Origin of the sequence: Actinomyces timonensis DSM 23838 (assembly GCF_000295095.1) — a bacterium.
GTDB classification, from domain to species: domain Bacteria; phylum Actinomycetota; class Actinomycetes; order Actinomycetales; family Actinomycetaceae; genus Actinomyces; species Actinomyces timonensis.
The window spans coordinates 622,369-645,942 of the sequence record NZ_JH806633.1; the positions used below are offsets into that span (position 1 = coordinate 622,369).

The 23,574-nt window shown below is 74.2% G+C and carries 17 protein-coding genes; 1 reads left to right on the top strand and 16 read right to left on the bottom strand.

Annotation, left to right across the window (positions count from 1 at the left end; translation table 11 throughout):
* From A1QA_RS14180 to A1QA_RS0109210, 3 genes are all read right to left on the bottom strand, one after another.
* Positions 1–5,422, bottom strand: a 5,422-nt coding sequence (locus A1QA_RS14180; RefSeq protein WP_154652370.1) for a fatty acid synthase subunit beta domain-containing protein, incomplete at its 3' end; no start/stop codon positions are given.
* A gap of 101 nt (positions 5,423–5,523) precedes the next feature.
* Positions 5,524–7,125: an acyl-CoA carboxylase subunit beta gene (locus A1QA_RS0109205; RefSeq protein WP_017178621.1), complete on the bottom strand. Its 1,602-nt coding sequence runs from the start codon at positions 7,123–7,125 to the stop codon at positions 5,524–5,526.
* Positions 7,126–7,128: 3 nt separating this feature from the next.
* Complete coding sequence (locus tag A1QA_RS0109210) at positions 7,129–9,018, bottom strand: ATP-binding protein (RefSeq protein WP_017178622.1); 1,890 nt, start codon at positions 9,016–9,018, stop codon at positions 7,129–7,131.
* Positions 9,019–9,526: 508 nt separating this feature from the next.
* On the opposite strand from A1QA_RS0109210, the gene A1QA_RS15435 reads away from it, so the two are divergent.
* A complete protein-coding gene (locus A1QA_RS15435) occupies positions 9,527–9,808 on the top strand; it encodes a hypothetical protein (RefSeq protein ID WP_082181188.1) in 282 nt (93 codons plus the stop codon).
* A 595-nt stretch (positions 9,809–10,403) separates the two neighbouring features.
* Here the strand turns inward: A1QA_RS15435 and rpe are convergent.
* The 13 genes from rpe to pyrF all read right to left on the bottom strand — a co-directional run bounded on the left by rpe (position 10,404) and on the right by pyrF (position 23,573).
* Complete coding sequence (rpe, locus tag A1QA_RS0109220; RefSeq protein WP_017178624.1) at positions 10,404–11,090, bottom strand: ribulose-phosphate 3-epimerase; 687 nt, start codon at positions 11,088–11,090, stop codon at positions 10,404–10,406.
* Between the two features lie 63 nt (positions 11,091–11,153).
* Entirely contained in the window at positions 11,154–12,782 is a 1,629-nt protein-coding gene (locus A1QA_RS0109225; protein WP_017178625.1) for an RsmB/NOP family class I SAM-dependent RNA methyltransferase, read from the bottom strand.
* The gene (gene fmt, locus A1QA_RS0109230; RefSeq protein ID WP_017178626.1) at positions 12,782–13,783 is read right to left on the bottom strand and encodes a methionyl-tRNA formyltransferase; all 1,002 of its coding nucleotides are present in this window, start codon (positions 13,781–13,783) and stop codon (positions 12,782–12,784) included. The genes A1QA_RS0109225 and fmt overlap by 1 nt, the downstream gene beginning before the upstream one ends.
* Before the next feature lie 10 nt (positions 13,784–13,793).
* Complete coding sequence (locus tag A1QA_RS0109235; protein ID WP_017178627.1) at positions 13,794–14,519, bottom strand: HAD family hydrolase; 726 nt, start codon at positions 14,517–14,519, stop codon at positions 13,794–13,796.
* Positions 14,520–14,738: 219 nt separating this feature from the next.
* Complete coding sequence (locus tag A1QA_RS16525) at positions 14,739–15,299, bottom strand: excalibur calcium-binding domain-containing protein (RefSeq protein ID WP_017178628.1); 561 nt, start codon at positions 15,297–15,299, stop codon at positions 14,739–14,741.
* Positions 15,300–15,444: 145 nt separating this feature from the next.
* Positions 15,445–17,514 carry a primosomal protein N' family DNA-binding protein gene (locus tag A1QA_RS0109245; protein ID WP_017178629.1) on the bottom strand — a complete coding sequence of 690 codons (2,070 nt, stop codon included), beginning with the start codon at positions 17,512–17,514 and terminating at the stop codon, positions 15,445–15,447.
* Between the two features lie 18 nt (positions 17,515–17,532).
* Positions 17,533–18,735 carry a methionine adenosyltransferase gene (gene metK, locus A1QA_RS0109250; RefSeq protein WP_017178630.1) on the bottom strand — a complete coding sequence of 401 codons (1,203 nt, stop codon included), beginning with the start codon at positions 18,733–18,735 and terminating at the stop codon, positions 17,533–17,535.
* 91 nt (positions 18,736–18,826) lie between these two features.
* The gene (coaBC, locus tag A1QA_RS0109255; RefSeq protein ID WP_017178631.1) at positions 18,827–20,209 is read right to left on the bottom strand and encodes a bifunctional phosphopantothenoylcysteine decarboxylase/phosphopantothenate--cysteine ligase CoaBC; all 1,383 of its coding nucleotides are present in this window, start codon (positions 20,207–20,209) and stop codon (positions 18,827–18,829) included.
* Positions 20,210–20,222: 13 nt separating this feature from the next.
* A complete protein-coding gene (gene rpoZ, locus A1QA_RS0109260; RefSeq protein WP_017178632.1) occupies positions 20,223–20,633 on the bottom strand; it encodes a DNA-directed RNA polymerase subunit omega in 411 nt (136 codons plus the stop codon).
* Positions 20,634–20,857: 224 nt separating this feature from the next.
* On the bottom strand, positions 20,858–21,250 hold the full coding sequence (locus tag A1QA_RS16695; protein ID WP_017178633.1) for a rhodanese-like domain-containing protein: 393 nt from the start codon (positions 21,248–21,250) through the stop codon (positions 20,858–20,860).
* A 10-nt stretch (positions 21,251–21,260) separates the two neighbouring features.
* On the bottom strand, positions 21,261–21,854 hold the full coding sequence (gene gmk, locus A1QA_RS0109270) for a guanylate kinase (protein ID WP_026048832.1): 594 nt from the start codon (positions 21,852–21,854) through the stop codon (positions 21,261–21,263).
* Positions 21,855–22,096: 242 nt separating this feature from the next.
* The gene (gene mihF, locus A1QA_RS0109275) at positions 22,097–22,408 is read right to left on the bottom strand and encodes an integration host factor, actinobacterial type (protein WP_017178635.1); all 312 of its coding nucleotides are present in this window, start codon (positions 22,406–22,408) and stop codon (positions 22,097–22,099) included.
* Between the two features lie 148 nt (positions 22,409–22,556).
* Complete coding sequence (gene pyrF / locus A1QA_RS14195; protein ID WP_017178636.1) at positions 22,557–23,573, bottom strand: orotidine-5'-phosphate decarboxylase; 1,017 nt, start codon at positions 23,571–23,573, stop codon at positions 22,557–22,559.
* Position 23,574 lies beyond the last annotated feature (1 nt).

Here is a 23,574-nt window from a genome sequence, read left to right on the forward strand (position 1 = left end):
CGGCCTCAGCGGGGGCGCTGGCCGCGGGAGCCGCCTCTGCGGCGGGCGCGGGAGCGGGGGCCTCGGCGACGTCGACGGCCGGCTCGGCGAGCTCGACGGCGGGGTCGGTGTCGGTGGCGAGCACGCGGGCCTCGTCGCGGCGGGCGTTGTGGACGGTCACGTGGCGCCCGGCGTGGGCCGGGAGCTTGAGGGTGTTGGTGGCCAGGTTCGCCAGGGTCGGGGAGGCCGCGAGGCCCACCTCGACGACGTGCTCGATGCCGAGCCCGCCCTCGGCGGGCGAGCGGAACATCACGTCCTGGGTCTCGATCCAGCGCACCGGGGAGGCGAACTGCCAGGCGAGGAGCTCGATGAGCAGGAGACGGCCGAGCTCGGTGCGCCGGGCCGACCAGCTGTCCCAGTCCTCCAGGGCTGCGCGGACCTGCTCGGAGGGCACGACGTCGAGGATCGAGGCGGCGAACTCGCGGGTCAGCGCGAAGGGGCGGGCCACGAGGTTGGGAACGTAGCAGTTCTCGAGGCGGTCGACGTCGAGGTCGGCCGGGATGAGCTGCTCGAGGCGCTCGCGGAACTCGGCGACGCCGGGGCGCAGGACCTCGGAGTGGAAAGGCAGGTCGATGCCGGGCACGAGCATGAAGGGGTTCTTGCCGCCGCGGGCCTTGGCCTTGGCGCGCGCGTCGGCGGCCAGGGCGTCCAGTCCCTTGATGGTCCCGGCGATGGCGTACTGGACGCCGGCCAGGTTGTAGTTGACGATCTGCAGGAACTCGCCGGTGGCCTCGGAGATGGAGGCGACGTAGGACTCGACGTCCTCGGCGCGGATGCCGGCGTGGTTGGGGCGCAGGGCGCCCATCCGGTAGTCGGAGGCGCCTGTCTCGTCACGCGGGACGAGGGAATGCATCGTGGAGCCGCGCTGGAAGACGATGGAGATCGTCGTCTCCACCGGCATGACCCGCCCGTAGGAGGACAGTGCCGTGTACTCGCCCAGGGAGTGGCCGGCGAAGACGGCGCCCTCGACGAGCGCGCCGGCCTCGGCCAGCCGCGCGGTGGAGGCCATGGCGACGGTGGCCAGGGCGACCTGCGTGAACTGGGTGAGGTTGAGCAGGCCCTCGGGGTGGCGGTAGGTCACGCCGCGGGCGGTCATCTCCGTGGGGTTGTCGCGCACGAGGGCGATGACGGAGAAGCCGAGCTCGGCGCGGGTGTGGGCGTCGGCCCGCTCCCAGACCTCGCGGGCGGCCTTGGAGGAGGCGCGCTCGTCCAGGCCCATGCCGGCGGCCTGGATGCCCTGGCCGGGGTAGATGTAGGCGGTGGGCTCGGGCAGGGTGACGGCGGTGCCGCGCGAGACGACCTCGCCGTTGATACGGCACACGACCTCCAGGACGTAGCCACCGCCACGCACGAGCTCGGTGCGCTCGACGCTGATCTCGACGTCGTCGTTCAGCTCCACGGGGCCGGTCATGACGTAGGTCCAGCCGGCGAGCTCGTGGTGGGTGCCATCGGCGGCGGCGGAGGCGGCGACCTGCTGGGCGGTCGCCGACAGCCACATTCCGTGGACGAGCGGGGCGTCCATGCCGGCGACCTTCGCGGCGTGGTAGCTGGTGTGGATGGGGTTGAAGTCGCCGGTGACGCGGGCGAAGGCCGTCATGTCCGCGGGCGCGGTGACGGTGACGCGGCGCAGGAGGCGGCGGGCGGCGGGGGCGGTCTCGCGGCCGGTGCCGCCGGCGGGCTCGGGCGCCGAGGGAACGGCGGAGCCGGTGGCGCGCCCGCGGATGGCGAAGCGCTCGCGCAGGAGGGCGATGAGCTCGCCGTCGTTCTCGCCGCCGGAGCAGTCGGTCATCTGCAGGCGCACGTCGACGATGCGGCCGGCGCTGGACTCCTCCAGGGCGGCGACCCAGCCGTCGACCTGCACGCGGGCGCCCGCGCCGGCCCAGGACTCGAGCTCGTCGAGCGGGCGGCGCAGGTCGATGGTGTGGTCGAGGTGGACGGCGCCGAGCAGGCCCTCGATGAGCGGCATGCCGTCCTCGACGACGCTGCCCAGGGCCGCGTAGACGACGGGCCAGGCGGGGCCGAGGAGGGCGTCCGGCACGAGGGGCACGGCGGACAGGTCGGTGGGCAGCGCGTCGGCGGTCACGGCGGCGTGGTCGTGGCCGAGGGTGTCCGCCAGGGTGAACTGGGCGTGGACGGTGCCGAAGGGCTGGTCGACCGGCCTGCCCAGGGCGTCGGTGGCGCCGTCGGCGGCGGGGCGCACCTGGGGCAGCTGCTCGACGAAGTCGCCGGTGATGGAGGTGGCGCCGACGCCGGCGGTGACCCGCAGGAGGTCGTTCATGGTCTCGCTGATGCGGCCGGGGTCCACCAGGGGGGCGGCGCCGTCGGCGGCGCGGGCCAGGCGCAGCGGGATGACGAGGCGGCGCACGGCGTGGATGTCGTCCCCGCCGGGCGTGGAGTCCCAGTGCGTGTCGAGGTGGATGTCGAGGTCGTAGGCGTCGGCCGCGACGTCGGGGCGGGCGGTGACGGTGTAGGCCTCGTCGGGCAGGACCCGGGCGGGGTTGATGGACAGGTGGCCGTTCCACAGGACGTGGGGGGCGGTGCGCACGAGGGCGAGCGCGTCGGCCACGGGGGCGCCGTCGGGGCCCCAGGCGGCGCCGATGCGGCCCGCGGCGTCGCCGGGCTGCTCGCCGGCGGCCTGGAGGGCCTCGACGGCGGCGGTCTCGAAGCGGCCGAGGAGCTCGCCGATCGGCTCGTTGATGGTGGTGATGCCGGCCACCGCGACGGGGCCGGGGATGATACGGACCTGGTCGGCGGTGTAGCGCGGGTCCTGGGACTGCCACAGGGAGTCGGTGCCCCACCAGCGCAGGATGTCGGCGTCGACGACGGGCACGAAGGGGATCGGCTTGGGGTGCTTGCGGCACAGGTCGACGAACCAGGCGGCGTCGATGGGCTCGACGCGCGTGGTGGCGGCGCCCGGGTAGGCCCCCGCGAGGGCGGCCAGCGCGGCGTCGGAGTCGATGACGTCGTCGTAGTCGGCGAAGAGAGTGGCGATGGAGCCCCGGTCGGTGGCCGACAGGCGGGCCTCGATGCGGTGGAGGAGGTCGAGGAAGCGGTCGTACCAGCCCTCGTCGGCCCAGTCGGCCTCGACAGCGGCGCGCCCCTCGTGCGGGGCGACGCACAGCTCGGCGTAGCGGGTGGCCCACTCGAGGTAGGTCATGGTCTCGACATCGCCGAAGTAGGGCTTGGCGGTGCGCGAGAGCGCCTCGATCATCTCGTCGCGGCGCTCGCTCATGGCGGCCTCGTCGCCGGCGAGCTCCTGGATGAGGCGGGAGGCGCGGGCCGACGAGTTGTCGATCTCGTAGAGGTCGGCGCGCAGGTGGGACAGGCCGGAGGTCATGCCGCCGCGCGAGGCGCCGGAGGCGACCCAGCCGCCCTCGTCGGACGGGTCGATCCCGGGGGTGTCGACGAGCAGCTGCTTGACGTCGTCGTTGGTCTTGGCCTCCAGGCAGGTCATGGCGGCGGTGCCGACCATGACGCCGTCGACGGGGGCGGCGGCGGTGCCGTAGGCCAGGGCCCAGCGGCCGGTGAGGTAGTCGGCGGCGCGCTCGGGGGTGCCGATGCCGCCGCCCACGCACAGCACGACGTTGTCGACGGCGCGGATGGCGTCGTAGGTGGCCAGGAGCATCGTGTCCAGGTCCTCCCACGAGTGGTGGCCCCCGGCGTGCCCGTCCTCGATCTGCATGATGACGGGGGTGTCCTCGTTGGCGCGGGCGATGGCCAGGACCTGGCGGATCTGGTCGACGGTGCCGGGCTTGAAGGCGATGTAGGGGAAGCCCTCGGCGCGGAAGCGCGCCAGCAGGGCGGTGGCCTCCTCCAGCTCGGGGATGCCCGCGGAGATGGTGATGCCGTCCACGGGGGCGCCGCCGGTGCGGGCCTTGGACAGGAGCCGCTGGGTGCCCAGGTGGAGGTTCCACAGGTAGCGGTCCATGAACATGGCGTTGAACGCGGCGGTGCGGCCGGGGTCGAGGAGCCTGGTGAGCCCGGCGATGTTCTCGGTGAGCACGGGGCCGGTGGTCTGCCCGCCGCCGGCGAGCTCGGCCCAGTAGCCGGCGTTGGCGGCCGCCGCGACGATGGCCGGGTCCACGGTGGTGGGGGTCATCCCGGCGAGCATGACGGCGCTGCGGCCGGTCAGGCGGGTGAAGGCGGTGTCGACGGTGACGCGCCCGTCGGGCAGGCGGGTCAGGCGCGGGGCGAAGCGGGAGCGGTCGACGGTGCGGGTGGGCTCGGCGCCCTCGCGGTCGAGCTCGTCGAGGGCGGAGGCGGTGCCGGCCGCGACGATGGTGGAGCCCGTGCCGGCCAGGACGGCGTCGGTGAGGCGGGCGAGCACCGTGCCGGGGCCGAGGTCGACGATGGTGCGGGCCGGGGCGCCGTGGGTGCTGGCGCCGGCCAGGGCGCCGGTGACCTGGGCGGGCCAGTCGACGACGTCGATGAGGACGGCGACGGCGAGCTGGCGGGCGGCGGTCTGGTCGAGGCCGCAGCGGCCGGCCCAGTCGACGACGTCCTCGACGGCGGGGGCCAGCAGCGGGGTGTGGAAGGGCACGGAGGTCGCCAGGAACTCGGTGACGGGGGCGAGCACCGCCCCGCCCAGGCGGCGCTCCTTGCGGGCCTTGGCGCTGCGGGCGGCGGCTGCCTCCAGCGCGGTGACGACCTGCTCGAGGTCGGCGGGGCGCCCGGAGAGGATGTGGGCCTGGCGGCCGTTGATGACGCCCACCGAGATGCCCTCGGCGGCGGGGACGCGGGCGAGCACGGCGTCGAGGACCTTGCGGGTCACGCCGCGCACGGACAGCATGGGGGTGGACTCCCCCACGGTGCCCAGGTCGAGGCGGCGGGTGGTGCGGGCGGCGGCGGCGCCGATGAGCCGGGCGATGGCGTGGATCTCGACGGCGCGGGCCTCGCGCTGGTCGGCCGGGCCCTGGAGGGCGCCGAGCAGCGCGACGCCGAGGACGCCCTGGGAGTGCCCGATGGCGCCCGCGGGGCGGGAGGAGGCCTCGCCGGTGGCGTCGAGGCCGCAGGAGCGCATGGTGTCCAGGGCGGCGTGCTGGGCCAGGAGGATGCCGGGCACGGAGACGTCGGCGGTGTCAGCGGCGGCGGCTCCCCTGCCCGACGGCATGGGGACAACCGGCGCGGCGGCATCGTCGAGGAGGCGGGACCCGCGCGGGGAGATGGTGAGCAGCTCGGTGGCCACCGGCGCGAGACGCTGCGCGACGGCGACGTCGATGGAGGCCAGGCGGGCCGAGAGCTCGCGGTCGAGCCCGACGAGCTCGGACAGGACGGCGCGCCAGGGGGTGGCCTGGCCGCCGAAGGCGAGGATGTAGGGCTCGCCGGCGCTCAGTCGGGCGGCGGTGGTGCGGGCGGTCGGCGTGGTGGAGATGGGCTGGCTCATGTTTTCCTCGTAGTGGCGGGAATGGGCGGTCGTGATGGTCTGAGGGGGCTGGCTGGCGCGGGCGCCGCAGAATGCGGGGCCCGCGCCGGGGTGGCGGGGCGTCATAGGGGGACGTTGTCGTGCTTCTTGTGGCCCACGGCGCGGGCCCCGCGCTTGGCGCGGAGGGCCGCCAGGGACTCGGCGATGACGCCGCGGGTCTCCTCGGGGGCGATGACGGCGTCGATCTCACCGATGGCCACGGCCTTGTCCGGGTTGATGACGGTCTCGGTGTAGGCGGCGGTCAATCGCTCCTGCTCGGCGGCGGCGGCCTCCTCGCCGGACTCGGCGCGCACGGCGGCGAGCTCGCGGCGGTGGATGATGCCCACGGCCCCCGCGGCGCCCAGGACGGCGATCTCGGCGCCGGGCCAGCAGAAGTTGAGGTCGGCGCCGATGGCCTTGGAGCCCATGACGATGTAGGCGCCGCCGTAGGCCTTGCGCAGGATGATGGTCACCAGGGGGACGGTGGCGGTGGCGTAGGCGTTGATGACCTTCGCGCCGCGCCGGATGATGCCGGCGTGCTCCTGCTCGGCGCCGGGCCGGTAGCCGGGGACGTCGACGAGCGTGACCACGGGCAGGCCGAAGGCGTCGCAGAAGCGCACGAAGCGGGCGAGCTTCTCGGAGGCGGCGGTGTCGAGGGTGCCGGCGTCGACGAGCGGCTGGTTGGCGACGATGCCCACGGGGTGGCCCTCGAAGCAGGCGAAGCCGACGACGACGTTGGGCGCGTACTCCTCCTGGACCTGGACGAGCTCGCCGTGGTCGACGATCGCCGAGACGACCTCGACGACGTCGTAGGCCTGGCGGGTGGAGGCCGGCACGAGGGCGCCGACCCCTGCGGCGGAGGCCTCGTCCTCCTCGCGGTCGGCCGGGGTGTAGTCGTACAGGGGGGCCTCGAGCTCGGCGGAGGAGGGCAGGTAGGCGAGCAGGGTGCGCACCTGGTCGAGGGCATCGGCCTCGTCCTCGGCGACGTAGTGGACGACGCCGGAGACGCTGCCGTGGACGCGGGCCCCGCCCAGGTCCTCGGCGCTGATGGACTCCCCGGTGACGGCGCGAACGACGTCGGGGCCGGTGACGAACATATGGGAGGCCTCGCGGGTGGCGATGACGAAGTCGGTCAGGGCCGGGCTGTAGACGGCGCCGCCGGCGCAGGGGCCGAGGATGACGCTGATCTGGGGGACGAGGCCGGAGGCGGCGCAGGTGCGGTTGAAGATGCGCCCGTACTGGCGCAGCGCCCCCACTCCCTCCTGGATCTTCGCGCCGCCGGAGTCGATGAGGCCGACGACGGGGACGCGCAGGCGCAGGGCGTCGTCGAGGAGGCTGACGATCTTGTCCCCCTCGACACTCCCCAGGGCGCCGCCGGAGACGGAGAAGTCCTGGGAGTAGACGGCGATCTGGCGGCCGTCGACCTGCCCGAAGCCGGTGACGACGCCGGAGGGGCGGGCCCCCGCGCCCGCGCCGGAGCCGGTGTAGCGGCCGATCTCGAGGAAGGTGCCCTCGTCGAGCAGGGCGTCGATGCGCTCGCGGGCGGTCTGCTTGCCCTTGGCGTGCTGGCGGGCGGCGGCGGTCTCCTCGGCCTGGGCGTCGACGCGGGCGATGCGCTCGCGGAAGGCCTGGGTGGCCGCCGAGTCGGCCATGGTGGAGCCTCCCGTGCTGGCGGTGTCTGTCATGGCTCAGGCCTCCTTCTCGCTGGTGGTGGTCTCGTCGGCGAAGCGGATGAGGACGTCCCCGGCGCTCACGGTCGTCCCGGCGCTCACGGCGATCTCCTCGACGACGCCGTCATAGGGGGCGTGGACGTAGTTCTCCATCTTCATGGACTCCAGGACGATGAGGAGGTCGCCCTCGGTGACCCGGGCGCCGGGCTCGACGCAGATGCGGGTGATGATGGCCTGCATGGGGGCGGCGATGACGCCCTCGGCGCTCTCCGCTCCCTCGGATCCGGGGCGGGCCGAGCGCGCGGCGCCGCGGCCGCGCAGGGGCTGGCCGCGTCTGGCGCGGTGGGAGCCGCCGCCCGCGCCCGCGAGGGAGCCGCGGTGGCCGTGCCCGCCGAGGATGCCGTCGGGGATGGTCAGGGAGACCCGCTGGCCGTTGACCTCGATGATGTAGGTGGAGCGGGTCCGGGTCGAGGCGGCGGCCGGTGCGGGGGCGCGGCTGCCCGCGGCGACCGGCCCGGCCGTCGCGGTCGCCTCCCCCGCGGAGCCGGCGCCGGCGGCCAGCACCGGCAGGACGTCGTTCTCGATCCAGCGGGTGGTCACGCCGAGCAGGCCGGAGGCGCTGGGCCGCGTGAAGGCGGGCATGCCCAGGACGGCCTCGTGCAGGGCGGTGCACACGGTGACGCCCTCGACGACCGTCTCGGCCAGGGCGCGGCGCGCGCGGGCGAGGGCCTGCTCCCGGGTGGCGCCGGTGACGACGATCTTGGCGAGCATGGGGTCGAACATGGGGGTGACGACGTCGCCCTCGACGACCCCGGACTCGATGCGGATGCCCGGGCCGGCGGGCCAGCGCAGGCGGGTGATCGTGCCGGTGGAGGGGGCGAGCCCGGCCGAGGGGTCCTCGCAGGTGATGCGCAGCTCGACGGAGTGCCCGCGGGGCTCGGGGATCTCGCCGAGGTGCCCGCCGGCGGCCACGCGCAACTGGAGGGCGACGAGGTCGAGGCCGGTGACCTCCTCGCTCACGCAGTGCTCGACCTGCAGGCGGGGGTTGACCTCTAGGAACCACAGATCGCCCTCAGGGGTGAGGAGGAATTCGCAGGTGGCCACGCCCACGTAGCCGACGGTCTCCAGGAGGCGCCGGGAGGACTCGATGAGGGCCTCGTGGGCGCCCTCGGGAAGGAAGGGGGCGGGAGCCTCCTCGAGGAGCTTCTGGTTGCGGCGCTGGAGGGTGCAGTCGCGGGTGGAGACGACGGCGAAGGCGCCGTGGGAGTCGCGCGCGCACTGGGTCTCGATGTGGCGGGCGGCGGTGACGAAGCGCTCGAGGATGAGGGTGCCGCCCCCGGCGGTGGCCGAGTCGAAGGCCGGGGTGGAGCGGACCTCGTCGTCGCTGGCCAGGACGGTGATGCCGCGGCCGCCCCCGCCGTCGGTGCGCTTGAGGGCCACGGGGTAGCCGTGCTCGGCGGCGAAGTCGATGACGGTGGAGGCCGACGTGATGGACTCGGTGATCCCCGGGACGGGGGCGACGCCGGCGCGCTCGGCGGTGGCGCGGGCGCTCATCTTGTCCCCCAGGGCGTCCATGGCCTCGGGGCTGGGGCCCACCCAGGTGATGCCGGCGGCAGCGATGGCGCGGGCGAAGTCGGCGTTCTCGGAGAGGAAGCCGTAGCCGGGGTGGATGGCGTCGGCGCCAGTGGCCCGGGCAAGGTCGAGGATGGCGTCGGCGTGGGTGTAGGAGGAGCCCTCGGGCAGGGCGTGGGCCTCGTCGGCGAGCTCGGCGGCCGGGCTCATGAGGTCCTCGGGGGTGTACGGCAGGATCGAGGTCCCTCCCAGGTCCCTGACGGTGCGGATGACTCGCAGGGCGATCTCGCCGCGGTTGGCGATGAGGACGCGGGAGGGGTACTGACCGAAAGTCACCAATAGCTCCTTGGGGCCGTCTGCGCGAGACCGGGCCGATCGCCGCTGCCCCTGGCCCAGCGGCGGGCGTGGGAGGCGGCGGGTTCGGGCCGGGGCTGCCGGCGGTGTCGACGTCGCATCCCGACGGGTGCCGGGCGCGGGCCGCGCGGGGCGCCTGTCGAAACAGACAGCCGTTGCGGTCATGTCCCACGCTACGTCCCAGGCCCGTGTTTTACCGATTGTGGAATCCTCACAAACGCACTCTGGGGCCTTGAACCTGCGTGACCCTTCCGAGATATCCCGCGCCAGAACAGGGGAAAGGCGTTATGAGACAAGCGCCTCACCCCGCCTGGCGGCGCGCCCGCCACGGCGTGTCGCCAGGCGCGCACGGCGGCCCCGACTGAGGGAAATCCCCTATGAGGAGCCGGGCAGAGCAGCGCGGCAGCAGCCCTCCTGCCCCGGGTACGTCCGGTAACATGGGGGCACGTGTCTTCGGAAGGTGGGCACGTGTCTTCGGAAGGTGGGGACGATGTTCTGGGGAAAGTCCGCACAGAGCCTCCGGAGCGAGTTGGCCGCAGTCGAGGAGCAGATTGCGGCGCACCCGCTGTCCGATCCATCAGTCAAGCGCGCCCATGAGATCATCGAGGGGCATCGTCCTGGGGACAATGACGCGATCGCGGCGGAACTGGAGAGACTGGGACTGCCCTCGCTCGATGATGTGGGAAAGATCCAGGCCAAGCACACCGCGAGTTGGTGGCGCCTCCATCGCAGGCGCAGGAACTTGACCAAACGCCTCGGCATCGCCGACTGACGAGCCTCCTTCCGCCATGGCCCCATGAACCTCTCCTATGCCGCCCGCCCCGTCCCACGCTGCCCGTTGTGCCTGGCCCCGGATAATCGCTGGGGAGGCGCGGTGCCGACACGAGCCCAGGTGGACCATCCCCCTGATAGGTCGCTGTCGTGGCTCTCTGGACGGGGTTTCGACCATCTGACCGGGGTCTTCGCCATCGGGACGGGGGTAGAGACCCCGTTCTGCGCACTGAACCCCCGGCATGTTCCCCGAACCCCCGTACAGACAGGCGGCGAGGAGCACGACGTGGGAGTCGTCAACGACGCCGCGCCGTCGAAAGCACCTGCAGACCAGCTGAAGCCCCCCAGACCATCGTGAGCATCCTGTAGCGGGGTGCTCAAGGAAGTCTGAGGATGCTCTGGACGGCTTGGAGATGCTCTCAACGAAGTGGGCCAGGCGGCCAGCGCTGTTGCGGCGAGGCAATCGTCTGACCTCCCCAACCTGGCGAGCCTCACCGATCAGCCCACCAACCCCGACCAGGCGCACCACAACCAACAGAAAACGTCCAACGTGCGTCGGGCCCGAGACGTCGCAGCGTCGTGGGCCCGGCGCTCCTTCAGTGGCTGTGGGCCGCGGCCAGGGATCGGAGCTCGCCGATGGCCGCCAGCGCGTCGTCGGCCCGGTAGACGGCCGATCCCGCGACGAAGACGTTCGCGCCGGCCTCGGCCGCTCGCTCGATCGTCGCGGCCGAGACACCGCCGTCGATCTGGATGCTCAGCTCCAGGCCGCGCTCGCCCACGAGCCGGCGGGCGCGCTGGATCTTGGGCAGCATCCTCTCGATGAAGGACTGGCCCCCGAAACCGGGCTCCACGGTCATGATGAGGAGCATCTCGAAGTCGCTTAGCACATCGGCCACCGCCTCCAGGGGCGTGGCCGGGCGCAGCGCGATACCGGCGCGCGCCCCGAGGCGGTGGAGCTCGGCGGCCAGGCGCACGGGCGCCATGGTGGCCTCGGCGTGGGCGGTGACGGTGGCGCAGCCGGCCTCGGCGTAGGCGGGGGCCCAGCGGTCGGCGTCCTCGATCATGAGGTGGGCGTCGATGGGCAGATCGGTGCAGCCCAGGACGGCCTCGGCCACGGGCAGGCCCCAGGACAGGTTGGGCACGAAGTGGTTGTCCATGACATCGACGTGGACGCCGTCGGCGCCACCGGGCCCGGAGATGCGGGCGATCTCATCGGCCAGGCGCGAGATGTCGGCGTTGAGGATGGAGGGGTGGATCGCGGGGGTGGTCGGCGCTGCGGTCATGGTTGCTTCTCCTCGGTGAGATGTCGGGGCGGGTGGTGCGGGCGCGGGCCGCTGGGCTCCCCGTCAGCGGTCCCGGCGCAGGAGCGCGCAGAACATGGCGTCGGTGCCGTCCAGGTGCGGCCAGAGCTGGAGCTGCTCGCGGTCCGCCCCAGCAGGGGGGCGCGGCGCGATGCGGGTGGCGGCGTTGCCGGCGTGGAGCGCCTCGATGCTCATGCCCTCGCGGGTGGCGCGGCTCAGGGCGTCCTTGACGACGAGGCCGGTCTCCAGGGCGTGGGGCGAGCAGGTCACGTAGGCCACCAGTCCCCCGCGCCGCACGGCGCTCAGCGCGGACAGCAGCAGCTCGCGCTGGAGGGCCGCGAGCTCGGTAACGTCCTTGGGGTCGCGGCGCCAGCGGGCCTCGGGGCGGCGGCGCAGGGAGCCGAGCCCCGTGCAGGGGGCGTCGACGAGGACGCGGTCGTATCTCCCGGGCTCGTCGCGCCCGATCTGGCGGCCGTCCCCGCAGCGGATGTCGACGACGCCGTCGGGGATGGCGCGCAGGGCGGCCTCGACGAGCCGGGCGCGGTGCGGCGCGACCTCGTTGGCGGTCAGGCGCGCGCCCCGCTGCGCGGCCCGGGCGGCGAGGAGGGCCGCCTTGCCGCCGGGGCCGGCGCACATGTCGAGCCAGCGCTCATCACGGCCGCTGATGGCGGGCTCACTGGCCATGAGGGCGACGAGCTGGGAGCCCTCGTCCTCCACGCCCGCGCGGCTGCTCCGCACGGCGGGGATCCGGCCGGGATCGCCCCCGGGCAGGACCACCGCGTAGGGGCTCGTGTCTCCCAGGCGGGGCTCGTCGCCGACGGCGCGGCGGGCCTCCACGGCCAGGCGCTCGGTCTCGATAAGGCCGGGACGCGCGCAGAGCACCACCTCGGGGTCGGCGTTGTCCGCGGCGAGGAGGCTCGCGAGCTCACCGGGGTCGCGCCCGTTGACGACGAGTGCCTGGCGCAGCGCCTTGGCGATCCACACGGGGTGGGACTCGACGGCGGCCAGGGCGGTCAGGTCGTCCGGGGCGGCCTCGCGCGCCTCGGCCAGCCAGGCGTCGAGGTCCTTGGCGGCGACCTTCCGCAGGACGGCGTTGACGAAGCTGGAGGCGCCGCGTCCCGCGGCGTGGGCGGCGAGCTCCACCGTCGCCGAGACGGCGGCGTGGGAGGGCACGCGCATGCCGAGGAGCTGGTGGGCGCCCAGGCGCAGCGCGTCGAGGACGACGCCGTCGACCCGCTCCAGGGGCCGGTCGATGCAGCGGGCGAGGATCGCGTCATAGCGGCCGGACAGGCGCAGGGCGCCGTAGGCCAGGGCAGTGGCGAAGCCGGCGTCGCGGCGGTCGAGGCGGGCTGCGTCGAGTATCGGCGGGAGCACGAGGTTGGCGTATGCGCCGTCCTCGCGGACCCTCGTGAGCGCCTCGAGGGCGGCCAGGCGCGCGGCGTCGGGATTCGGGCGCGCGCGGCGGGGGCCGGAGTCGTCGCGCGGGCCGCGCCCCCGCTGGTCACCGGTGCGCGCCGGGTTGTGGCGGCCGCCCTCGTTGCCGTAACCGCGCTCGCGGCCCTGGCCCCGGCGCTGGGAGGCGGCGTGTCCGCGCTGCTGACCGCGGTGGTCGCCCCCACGTCGGTTCTGGCCGCTCCCCCGGCGGTCCTGGTGACCGCCCGCGCGCCCGGCCATCAGCGCTTCCCACCCGTCGTCGAGGCGGTCGTCGCGGAGGTGGCAGCGGTCTGCTCACCGAGGCGGGCGCCGGGCTCCGGCCTGGCGCCGCGGGCCCAGGCGGCCGCGTCCATCCAGTTCTTCCCCGCGGGCGCCACCTGGCCCAGGCGCAGCGCGCCGGAGCCGGTGCCCACGAGGACCTCCCGCTTGGTGGCGCGCAGCTCGCCGGGAGCGAGACTGCCCGCATCGTCGGCGTCGGCGACCGGTTCGATGGGGGTTGCGGGCCCGAGGCGGAAGCGGGCGCCCCCATAAGTGGTGTGCGCGCCGGGCGCGGGGGTGACGCCGCGGATCTGGCGGTCGATGTCGGCCGCGGGTCGGGTCCAGTCGATGCGCCCGTCGTCGGGCATGAGCATGGGAGCCAGGCTCACGCCGTCGCTCGGCTGGGGTGTGGGGCTGGCGGTTCCGGCGTCCAGGGCGGCCAGGACGTCCAGGACGAGGGGCGCTCCGGCGTCGGCGAGGCGTGCCAGGAGGTCCCCGGCGGTGTCGGTGGGGCCGATGGGCTCGGTGAGGCGCGCGTGGATGGGGCCGGTGTCCAGGCCCTCCTCGAGGCGGAAGACGCAGGCGCCGGTGACGTCGTCGCCCGCCATGAGGGCGTGCTGGACGGGGGCGGCGCCGCGCCAGGCGGGCAGGAGGGAGAAATGGAGGTTGAGCCATCCGTGCGCGGGGACGTCGAGGAGGGCCGGGGGGACGATCCTCCCGTAGGCGACGACGACGGCCGCGTCGGCTCCCAGGGCGCGCACCCAGTCCTGGGTCCCGGGGTCCTTGAGGGTGGCTGGGGTGCGCGTGTCGATGCCTGCCTCGCGGGCGAGCGCTGCCACGGGCGAGGGGCGCAGGGCGCGGCCGCGGCCGGAGCGGGCGTCGGCGCGGGTGAGGACTCCGACGATCTCGTGCTCGGGTGAGTCCATGAGTGCCCGCAGCACGGGGAGCGCCGGCTCCGGGGTCCCGGCGAAGAGGATGCGCATGGGCGCCAGTCTAGGAGCGGGCCGCTCGGGCTGGGAGGATGCCGCGCTCGATGAGCTCGGCGCGCAGGGCCCCCGCGCCGGTGAAGGTGTGGGTGAGGATGCCGAGGCCCGCGGCGCTGGCGGTGTTGGCCGGGGAGTCGTCGATGAAGAGGGTGCGGGCGGGATCGAGGCCGAAGCGCTCGAGGGTGACGCGGTAGATCGTGGGGTCGGGCTTGATGAGGTGCTCCTTGCCGGAGACGACGATCCCGGCGAAGCGGTCGAGCTGCGGGATGAGGTCGCGGGTGTCGTCGAAGGTGGGGCCGTCGTAGTTGGTCAGGCAGTAGAGCGGGATGCCGGTGGCGAGGAGCTCGTCGACGAGGTCCCTCATGCCGGGCACCGGCCCGGTGAGGGCATCGCGGAAGCAGGCGCGGTAGGTGCGCAGGATCTCCACCCAGTCGGGCCGCTCGGGGTGGGCTGTGGCGAGGCTGGCGACGACGGACTCGAAGTCCTCGCCGAGGTCGGAGCGGCGGTTGAGGGCGGCGAAGTCGGCGCCCTCGCAGAACTCCTGCCAGGCGGGGAGGCTCACGCGCCCGGCGACGGCGGCGATGGCCTCCCAGACGTAGAGCACATTGCCCAGGTCGAGGATGATCGTGTCGATTGGCGCCCCGGCGTCGATGCTGCTGGGACGGGCCTGGCCCGGGGACGGCTGGGTGGCTTGGGGCCGCGAGGAAGAGGGACCTGTGCTCGTCGTGCTCATCGTCCGACTGTAGCGCCAGTCACGCCTCCCGTTCCGCGCTCCCGCGCCCTCAGCCCGCCTTTGCGACCTCACCCCGGTCCCGCGCCCTCGGCCCGCTTTCGCGCCCTCAAACTGCGAGGATGAGAGGGCGAGAGCGGGATGAGACGGTTTCTGCGGGCTGAGGGCGCGGGAGCGGGATGAGACGGCGGGAGCGGGTCGAAGGCACGAGGATCTCGCTCGTCACCTCTCGCAGGCGATGCCGTCCCGATCCCAATCAAGACCTCGCCTATATCCGGGCTCGCCCCGGTAGAGCGGCGCAGCGCCAGCCGCCTTGGCCTCCTTGCAACTCGAGTAGTAGACGGACCCGCCCTGGTTGGAGGATGAGGAGCCGCCGCCACCCGCGAACGGGGCGATCTGCTGGTAGTCCTGGCTGGAGGAAGTGTCCTGCTCCGCCTGCTGAGCGGCCTCCGCCTGGCGGGAGGCCTCAGCCTCAGCCTCGGCCGCCACGCGGTCGGCCTCCTCCTTGGCCGCGCGACTCGCCTCGGCAGCGGCCGCCTGGCTCGCCTCGGCCTCCGCCTTCTTAGTCGCGGCAGCTTCCTGGGACGCCTTCACCTCAGCCTGCTTGGTCGCCTCCGCCTGGCGGGAGGCCTCAGCCTCCGCGGCGCTGGCGTCGGTCGTCACAACGGCCTTCGGAGTCGGCTTCGTCGAGGAGGCAGCGGCATCGGTGTCGCAGCCGGCGAGCAGGGGAAGGGCGAGCGCTGCGCAGGCAGCACAAGCGAGGGAACGGCGCAGGGGTAGCACGGTTGGCTCCTAGGGAGAGGGACGGGAGGGGCTCGCGCGGTGACGTCGCCAGCGAGCCTCAGGAGACCGTCGTGGGGATCGACGAGGACCTGATATCGGCATCGTAGCACCAGAATCCGGCCGATCCGCCGGTGTCACCGAATCGTCACCACAGGTGCGTGGGATCGAGCTCGACCCGGACGGGGTCCTCCCGGTGGGCGGAGCGGTCCCGCAGGCGGTGGCGCAGCCAGAGCGCGAGCTCGCGGCCCCGGGACACCGGCGCGCGCAGCACCCCGCGGTGGGCGCCCTGGACGGCCTCCTGGGAGGCCTTGACCCGCCCGGCACCCACGCGCGGCGCCTCAACGGGCCCCAGCGCCTCATAGCCCTCGGCCTGGCCGGCCATGAGCAGGTCCTCGATGGCCCGGCGAGGGCCATCCAGGCGGGCGGTCCTCCAGGCCGGCGGCAGGTGCAGCTCCTCGCGCTCGGCCAGCTCGCGCCGGGCGAAGCCCTCGTGGTCCCAGCGCAGGAAGTGCTGGGCGGCCACGGGCTCCGGGCCCCCGAGCACGATGATCCGCGCCCCCGGGCCCGCCAGGACGGCCGCGTTCGTCCAGCGGCGCGCCGCCTCCACGGTCGCGCCCATATCCACCCGGGAGGACAGCGCGCCAGCGTCCATGAGGATGACCGCCCGGTAGCCGCCCTGGGCGACGGGCTCGGCCCCGGGCGTGGCGACGACGAGCCTCGGCGAGTCGTCCACCTCGGCGATGACGCCGTGGTCCTCCCTGGCCCCCGAGACGACGACGCCGACGCCGGGAAAGGCCCGCCCCAGCTCCTCCCCCGTGCGGGCCGAGCCGACACTGCGCATCCGCAGGCGGTCGGACCCGCAGCTGGCGCAGTGCCAGCCGTGCGGCGCCCGGCCGCACCATCGGCAGGCCACCGCTCCCCCGCGCTCCATGGTCATCGGCCCGCCGCAGGTGGCGCAGGCCGCGGGCGCCCGGCAGGTGGCGCAGGCCACGAGCGGCGCGTAGCCCCCGCGCGGCACCTGGATGAGGACGGGCCCGTCGTCGACGGCGGCCCGCACCGCCCTGTGGGCGAAGGACGGGAAGCGCGCGGCGCCCGAGGCCCCCTCCGCCTCCAGCTCGACGCCCGGGACCTCCACGCGCGGGGCGGCCGCGCGCACGACGCTCCTGGGCGCGACCAGGCTCCTCGCCCATCCGCGCTCCACATAGGCCTGGGCCTCGACGCTGCGCGCATGGGAGGCGATGAGCAGGCCGCAGTGCTCCAGGCTCGAGCGCAGGGCAAGCACGGTGCGGGCGTGCGTGTAGGGGGCGTGACGCTCGTCGAGGCGGTCGTCGCCGTCGTCCCAGATGACGGCCAGGCCGAGGTCCGGCACCGGCGCGAAGGCGGCGCCGCGTGTGCCCACGACGACGCGGGCTTGCCCGAGCAGCAGCCGGGTGAAGGCCCGGTAGCGCCGCGCGGGCCCGTGATCCGCGGCGAGTGCCACCACGGGCTCGTCCGGCAGGAGCTCCGTGAGGGCGCTCGCGAGGTCCTCGGCCATCTCGGCGGTGGCGACGAGCACGAGCACGCCCCGCCCGGCGCTCAGCGCCGCTCGGGCGGCGTCGGCCAGCAGCTCGGGCCACGGCCGGGTGAAACCCGCCCTCCCGGGGAGGACGGTGACCACGCTGCGGGGGGCGCCGCCGTCGGCGAGGGCGCGCAGCATCTCCTCGCCGCCCTCGTAGGCCCCCCACCCGATCGCCTCGGGGAATCGCCACTGCGGCAGTACCGGCGCGGGGCTCTCCCGAACGGAGGCCGCGGCCCGGGCGTGGCGCGGTGGGATGGCCACGCGCAGGACGTCGGGGCGAGACCCCGCGCTCCGCTCGGCCACGGCCTCGGCCAGGCGCATCGTGGCGGGAGTGACGACGGGAAGGTCGGAGACGACCCTTCGCACCGGTGTGAGCGTGCCCGGGTGGGTGGTGGTCGAGCCGCGCTCCCAGATCCAGCCGCGCGTCTCCTGGCCGCCGAAGCGCACGGCCACGCGCGTGCCCACCTGGGCGCTGGCGTCGAGCGCGGCGGGGACGAGGTAGTCGAAGAGCCGGTCGAGGTGCGCGACGGGCGTGTCGAGGAGCACGCGGGCAACGGGGTCGACGACGCCGTCGGGCGAGGTGACGCGGCGCTCGGGGCGCGCGGGCGCGGCGATGAGCTCGCCCTGCTGGGCCGCGCCCGTCATCGGCTCGCCCATCGCGTCGCGCCCGCCGTCTCAGACCGCTGCGCGCAGCGCCTCAGCGCGATCGGTCCCCTCCCAGCTGAAGCCCGGGCGGCCGAAGTGGCCGTAGGCGCTCGTGGCCGCGTAGATGGGGCGCAGGAGGTCGAGGTCGCGGATGATGGCGGCGGGGCGCAGGTCGAAGACCTCGTCGATGGCGGCCTGGATGCGCTCGACGGGGACGGTGTGGGTGCCGAAGGTCTCCACGTAGAGACCCACGGAATGGGCGGCGCCGATGGCGTAGGCCACCTGGATCTCGCAGCGGGTGGCGAGCCCCGCGGCGACGACGTTCTTAGCGACCCAGCGCATGGCGTAGGCGGCGGAGCGGTCCACCTTGGACGGATCCTTGCCGGAGAAGGCGCCACCGCCGTGACGGGCCATGCCGCCGTAGGTGTCGACGATGATCTTGCGGCCGGTCAGGCCCGCGTCCCCGGTGGGCCCGCCGATGACGAACTGGCCGGAGGGGTTGATGAGGAGCTCGATGCCGTCGACCGCGATGTCCATCCCGGCGGCCTGCTCGGCGGCGATGACGGGGTCGATGACCTCGGCGGCCAGGGCGTCTGTGAGCCAGGCGCGGCTGCGGTCCTCATCGTGCTGGCTGGAGATGACGATGCTCTCGATGCTCACGGCGCGATCGCCGTCGTAGCCGATGGTCACCTGCGTCTTGCCGTCGGGGCGCAGGCCGGGGAGGATCCCCTGCTTGCGCACGGCGGCCAGGCGCTCGGCGAGGCGGTGCGCGAGGTGGATGGGCAGGGGCATGAGGGCGGCGGTGTCGGTGCAGGCGTAGCCGAACATGAGGCCCTGGTCCCCCGCGCCCTGGAAGTCGAGGGGGTCGAGGCCCGAGGAGTCGTCCCGCGCCTCGAGGGCCTTGGTGACGCCGGCGTTGATATCCGGCGACTGCTGGCCGATGGAGATGGACACGCCGCAGGAGCGGCCGTCGAAGCAGACGTCGGAGGAGTCGTAGCCGATGCGCACGATCTCGTCGCGCACGATCTGGGGAATCTCGACGTAGGCCGAGGTGGTGACCTCCCCCGCGACATGCACCAGTCCCGTGGTCACCATGGTCTCGACGGCCACATGCGCATCGGGGTCCTGGGCGAGGATGGCGTCGAGGATGGAGTCCGAGATGCGGTCGCAGACCTTGTCCGGGTGGCCCTCGGTGACGGACTCGGAGGTGAAGAGGCGCAGTTGGGATGTCACGGCCGCATCTTAACCACGGCCACCGACATGTTTGACCGCTGGCTCACCGCCCCGCCGCGTGGCGATCAGCGCGTCGCGCGCCGGGCAGGGCTCAGCGGGGCAGGCGCTCGGCGATGAGATCGAGGAGCAGCTCGGCGACCTCCGCCTTCGTCCCCTCGCCCCGGGCCACCTCCGCGCCCTGGGCGTCCAGGACGACGACGGCGTTGGGCACGTCCCCGAATCCCTTGCCATCGCCGACGGCGTTGACGGCGAGCAGGTGCGCGCCCTTGCGGCGGGCCTTGGCCGCGCCGTGCGCGAGGGCGTCGCCCTCCTCGTCCCCGGTCTCCGCGGCGAAGCCGACGATGAGCTGGCCGGGCTGGGGAGGCTCGGCGACGAGCCCGGCGAGGATGTCGGGGTTGGTCACGAGCTCGATGGGCGCCGGGCTCTCCCCGCCCGCGCCCCCGGGCTCCCCCGCCCCGGTCTCCCCCAAGGGCTCGGCCAGGCGGTGCTTCTTGATCTTGGCGCTCCCGGGGCGGGCGGGCCGGAAGTCGGCGACGGCGGCCGCCATGACGACGGCGTCGGCGGTCGATGCCTCGGAGCGGACGGCGGTCTCCATGTCGAGGGCGGTGGGCGCCTCGACGATCCGCACGGTCCCAGCGCCCGGTGCCGCCGTCGACTCGCCGAGCGGGGCGAGGACCTCGGGCGAGATATTGGCGGCGATGAGGGCGACATCGGCTCCCCGCGCGGCGGCGGCGCTCGCGATGGCCACCCCCTGGCGGCCCGAGGAGCGGTTGCCGATGAAGCGGACGGGGTCGATGGGCTCGTGGGTGCCGCCCGCGGAGACGACGAGGCGCCTGCCGGCCAGCGGCCCCGGCGAGGCCTGCGCCGCGGGGCGCGGTGCGCCGGCAGTCCCGGCAGGGCCCTCCAGCGCCGCGAGGGCCTCGGCGACGATCCGCTCGGGGGCGGGCAGGCGGCCCGCGCCGGAGTCCCCGCTCGTGAGGGAGCCGACGTCGGGCTCGATGATGGTCAGCCCGCGGCGCCGCAGGGTGGCGACGTTCTCGACCGTCGCGGGGTTGGCCCACATCTGCGTGTGCATGGCGGGGGCGAGGACGACGGGCGCCGTGGTGGTCAGGATCGTCGCGGTGAGCATGTCGTCCGCGCGGCCGGCGGCGATGCGGGCGAGCAGGTCGGCCGAGGCGGGGGCGACGAGGACGAGCTCGGCCCACTCCCCCGTGCCGACGTGCTCGACGGCGGCCGGGTCATCGAAGACACCGGTGCGCACGGGCCCGCCGCTGACGGCGGCCAGGGCGGGGGCGCCGATGAAGCGCAGGGCGGCCTCGGTCGCCACGGCGCGCACCTCGTGGCCCCGCGCGCGCAGGAGCCGGATGACGGTGGGCGCCTTGTAGGCGGCGATGGAGCCGGCGACGCCGACGACGACGCGCCGCGGCCCCGTGGGGGTCGCGGCGCGGTGGGCGCCCTCGTTGCGCGGTGGCACGAGCGGGCTCGCGTCAGAACTCGATGCTGTCGACGCCGGGGCTGGTGGTCCCGGAGGCGTCCGTCTCGTCGAAGGAGATGGCGGTGTCGAGCGAGATGTCGGAGAACATGTCCTCCTCGGCGGCGCGGCGGGCGGCGTCGGCCTCGGCGCGGCGGGCGCGGGCCTCCTCGCCGCTGATGACCTGGAGCTTGTCCTCGGCGATCTCGCGCAGGGCGATGCCCAGGGGCTTCTCCTCCGGGGCGACCTCGACGAGCGGGCCGAAGTACTCGAACTGGTTGGACTCCAGCTGCTGGGTGTAGGTGTTGATCTGACGGGCGCGCTTGGCGGCCTCCACCACGAGCCCGTACTTCGAGTCGACCTTCTCCAGGAGATCGTCGATCGGCGGGTTCGTGATGCCCTCGGGCTGGGGGGAGGTTCCGAGCATGAGCTCCTCTTTCGGATCGATCGGGTGTCGATGGGCCTGGCCGGGCGCCGCCGCGGCGGGCGAGGGGCGGCGAGGGCCTCGATATGTCCGTGCGCTGGCCGATGGGCCGAGCCAGGACATCCTAGCGCTCAGGGCGCGGCGAATCATCACCCGCCCCGCCCACGGGCGCCGTGGTCCCCGTCTCAGCCTGCGATGACGGGAACGCCGAGCGCCAGCGAGGCCTCCTAGTAGCCGCCGAGGTCCAGCACTGAGGTGAAGCCCTTGGCCGTCATCGCCTGGGCGGCCTTGGCCGAGCGGTTGCCCGACTGGCAGTAGACGGCGTAGCTGGCGCCGTGGTCGAGGGCGTCGATGGCGGTATCGAAGCCGGCGGAGGACACGTCGATGTTGATCGCTCCCTCGAGATGGCCCTGCGCGTACTCCTCGGGGGTGCGCACGTCGATGATCGTGCCGTCCGCCGGGAAGCTCACTGAGGGCTTGGGGGCGTGGGGCTGGCCGGACGTCGCGGAGGCCTGCGAGGAGGCATCGTCGGAGGAGCATGCGGCGAGCAGGCCGCCCGTGGCGGCGAGGGGCAGGATCGTGAGGACGTGGCGCCGGGAGGGCGAGGTGGGGAGAGCCATGCGCCTCATCCTAGGAGGCCGCGGGTGCGAGGGAGAGGAGGCGCTCGAGCTCGGCCGCGGCGCGCTCCACCGTGTCGTTGACGACAACGACGTCGAACTCGTCGGCCGCCGCCATCTCGGTGCGGGCGGTGGCCAGGCGGCGCTCGCGTTCAGCGGCGCCCTCGGTGCCGCGGCCGACGAGCCGCTCGACGAGCGCGTCCCAGCTGGGAGGGGCGATGAACACGAAGAGCGCGTCCGGCATGGACTCGCGCACCTGCCGGGCCCCGGCGAGGTCGATCTCGAGGAGGGCGGGACGCCCCTGGGCGAGGGCCTCGGCGACCGGGCCCCGGGGGGTGCCGTAGCGGTGGGCGCCGTGGACGAGGGCCCATTCGAGCATGTCGCCGCGCTCGACCAGCGCGTCGAACTCGGCGTCGTCGACGAAGCGGTAGTGGACGCCGTCGATCTCCCCCGGGCGCGGCGCGCGGGTCGTGCAGGACACCGAGACGAAGAGCTCGGGGTGGCTGTCGCGCAGCGCGGCGACGATCGTCCCCTTGCCGACGGCGGTGGGCCCGGCGACCACGGTGAGTCGGGCCGGTGGCGCCGCCGGGGAGGGCGCGGGGGTCAGTGGGGTCTCAGGGGACGCGGGGGTCGGGGAGGTCGCTGAGGTCGGAAAGGTCACTGCCCCATCATGGGGCATCCGGCGCCGTCGCCGGAAAACCGATCAGGGCAGCGGGGCCATTGGGCGCGCCGCGCGCATCGGGAGCGGCGGGGGCACTGCGGCAGAAGAGGGCTCCCCGCGATGCCGAGGGCGATCGCGGGGAGCCTTTCAGGGTACTGAGTTTGTCAGGGATGGGAACCCGGGGAAGCTCAGTGGAAGCGGCGCAGGAGGGCAGCGCGCTGCTGCGCTCCCAGGCCGCGGACACGACGGGACTCGGAGATCCCGATCTCCTCGATGAGGGCGTGAGCCGTCGTCGAGCCAACACGAGGGAGCGACTGGAGAAGGTCGAGGACCTTCATCTTGCCGATCGCCTCGTCGGTCGCAGCGAGGTCGAAGAGCTCTGACAGGCTCATCGCACCACGCTTGAGTGCAATCTTCACCTCCGCGCGGCGGGTGCGCGCGACGGCGGCCTTAGCGAGGGCCTCGGCCCGCTGCTCGGGGGTGAGGGTGGGAAGCGCCATGACCTGTAATCTCCTTCATATCGGTCACTTTGTGCGGTGATGAAAGGTTATGACTCGAAACCGCCGCCTACGGGCAGTTTTGCGAAGACGTTACGAGGTATCGTTCCGGACACCGTAACGCTCCGGCTACCCGCGCAGGTCAGGGGCATTACAGCCGAGCAACACCCTCCCGCAAGTGATGAGGGCCACAGTTCGAGGGCGTGTCGTTTTGCCTCCTCAGAGCCCTTCCGGCCTCCGATGCCGCACGTCCGGCCGCCCCGCACAGGGCGTCAGGATCCGGGCCGGCGCTGAGCACGCCTCTCGACGTCGAGGCGAGGACCTGGGCGCGCGCCGCCCCGAAGACATGGGCCAGCTCCGCCTCCCCGGCGCCCTGGGCGCCGACCCCCGGGGCGAGCAGGGGCGCGTTGGTCGCGGCGAGGTCGATCCCTGTCTCGCGGACCGCGTCGCCGACGGTCGCGCCGACGACGAGGCCGACGCTTCCCAGGGTGCCCGCGGCCCGCGCGGCGGCGTTGGAGGCGGCGGCGCCGTCGGCGATCGCCGCGGCGACGGCCCGCCCCGAGGCGGTGACGGCGTGCTGCACGGTGGCGCCCTCGGGGTTGGAGGTGAGCCCGAGGACGAACAGGCCGCGCCCGGTGGCGCTGGCGGCCTCGAGGGCCGGGGCCAGGGAGCCGTAGCCGAGGTAGGGGGACACGGTGATCGCGTCGGCGGCCAGGGGGGCGCCGTCGGCGAGGTAGGCCTGGGCGTAGCCGCCCATGGTCGAGCCGATGTCCCCGCGCTTGACGTCGAGGATCGACAGCGTTCCCGCGGCCCTCAGCGCCTGGAGGGTCTCCTCCAGGACAGCGATGCCGGCGCTGCCGTGCCGCTCGAAGAAGGCGGACTGCGGCTTGACGGCGGCCACCCGCCCGCCGAGGGCCTCGACGACGCGCAGGCTGAACTCCCGCAGCCCGGCGGCGTCGTCGGGCAGGCCCCACGCGGCCAGGAGGGCGGCGTGCGGGTCGATGCCCACGCACAGGGGGCCGTGGTCATCCATCGCCGCGGCCAGTCGGGCGCCGAAGGGCAGGGTGCCCGGGAAACCGGTCTCCTCGGCCTGCGGGCTGCCGCTCTCGGGCGCGGGGGTCGTGGGGCCGGGGCCGCCCTCGGCGCTGGTGGTGTGGACGCTGCTCATC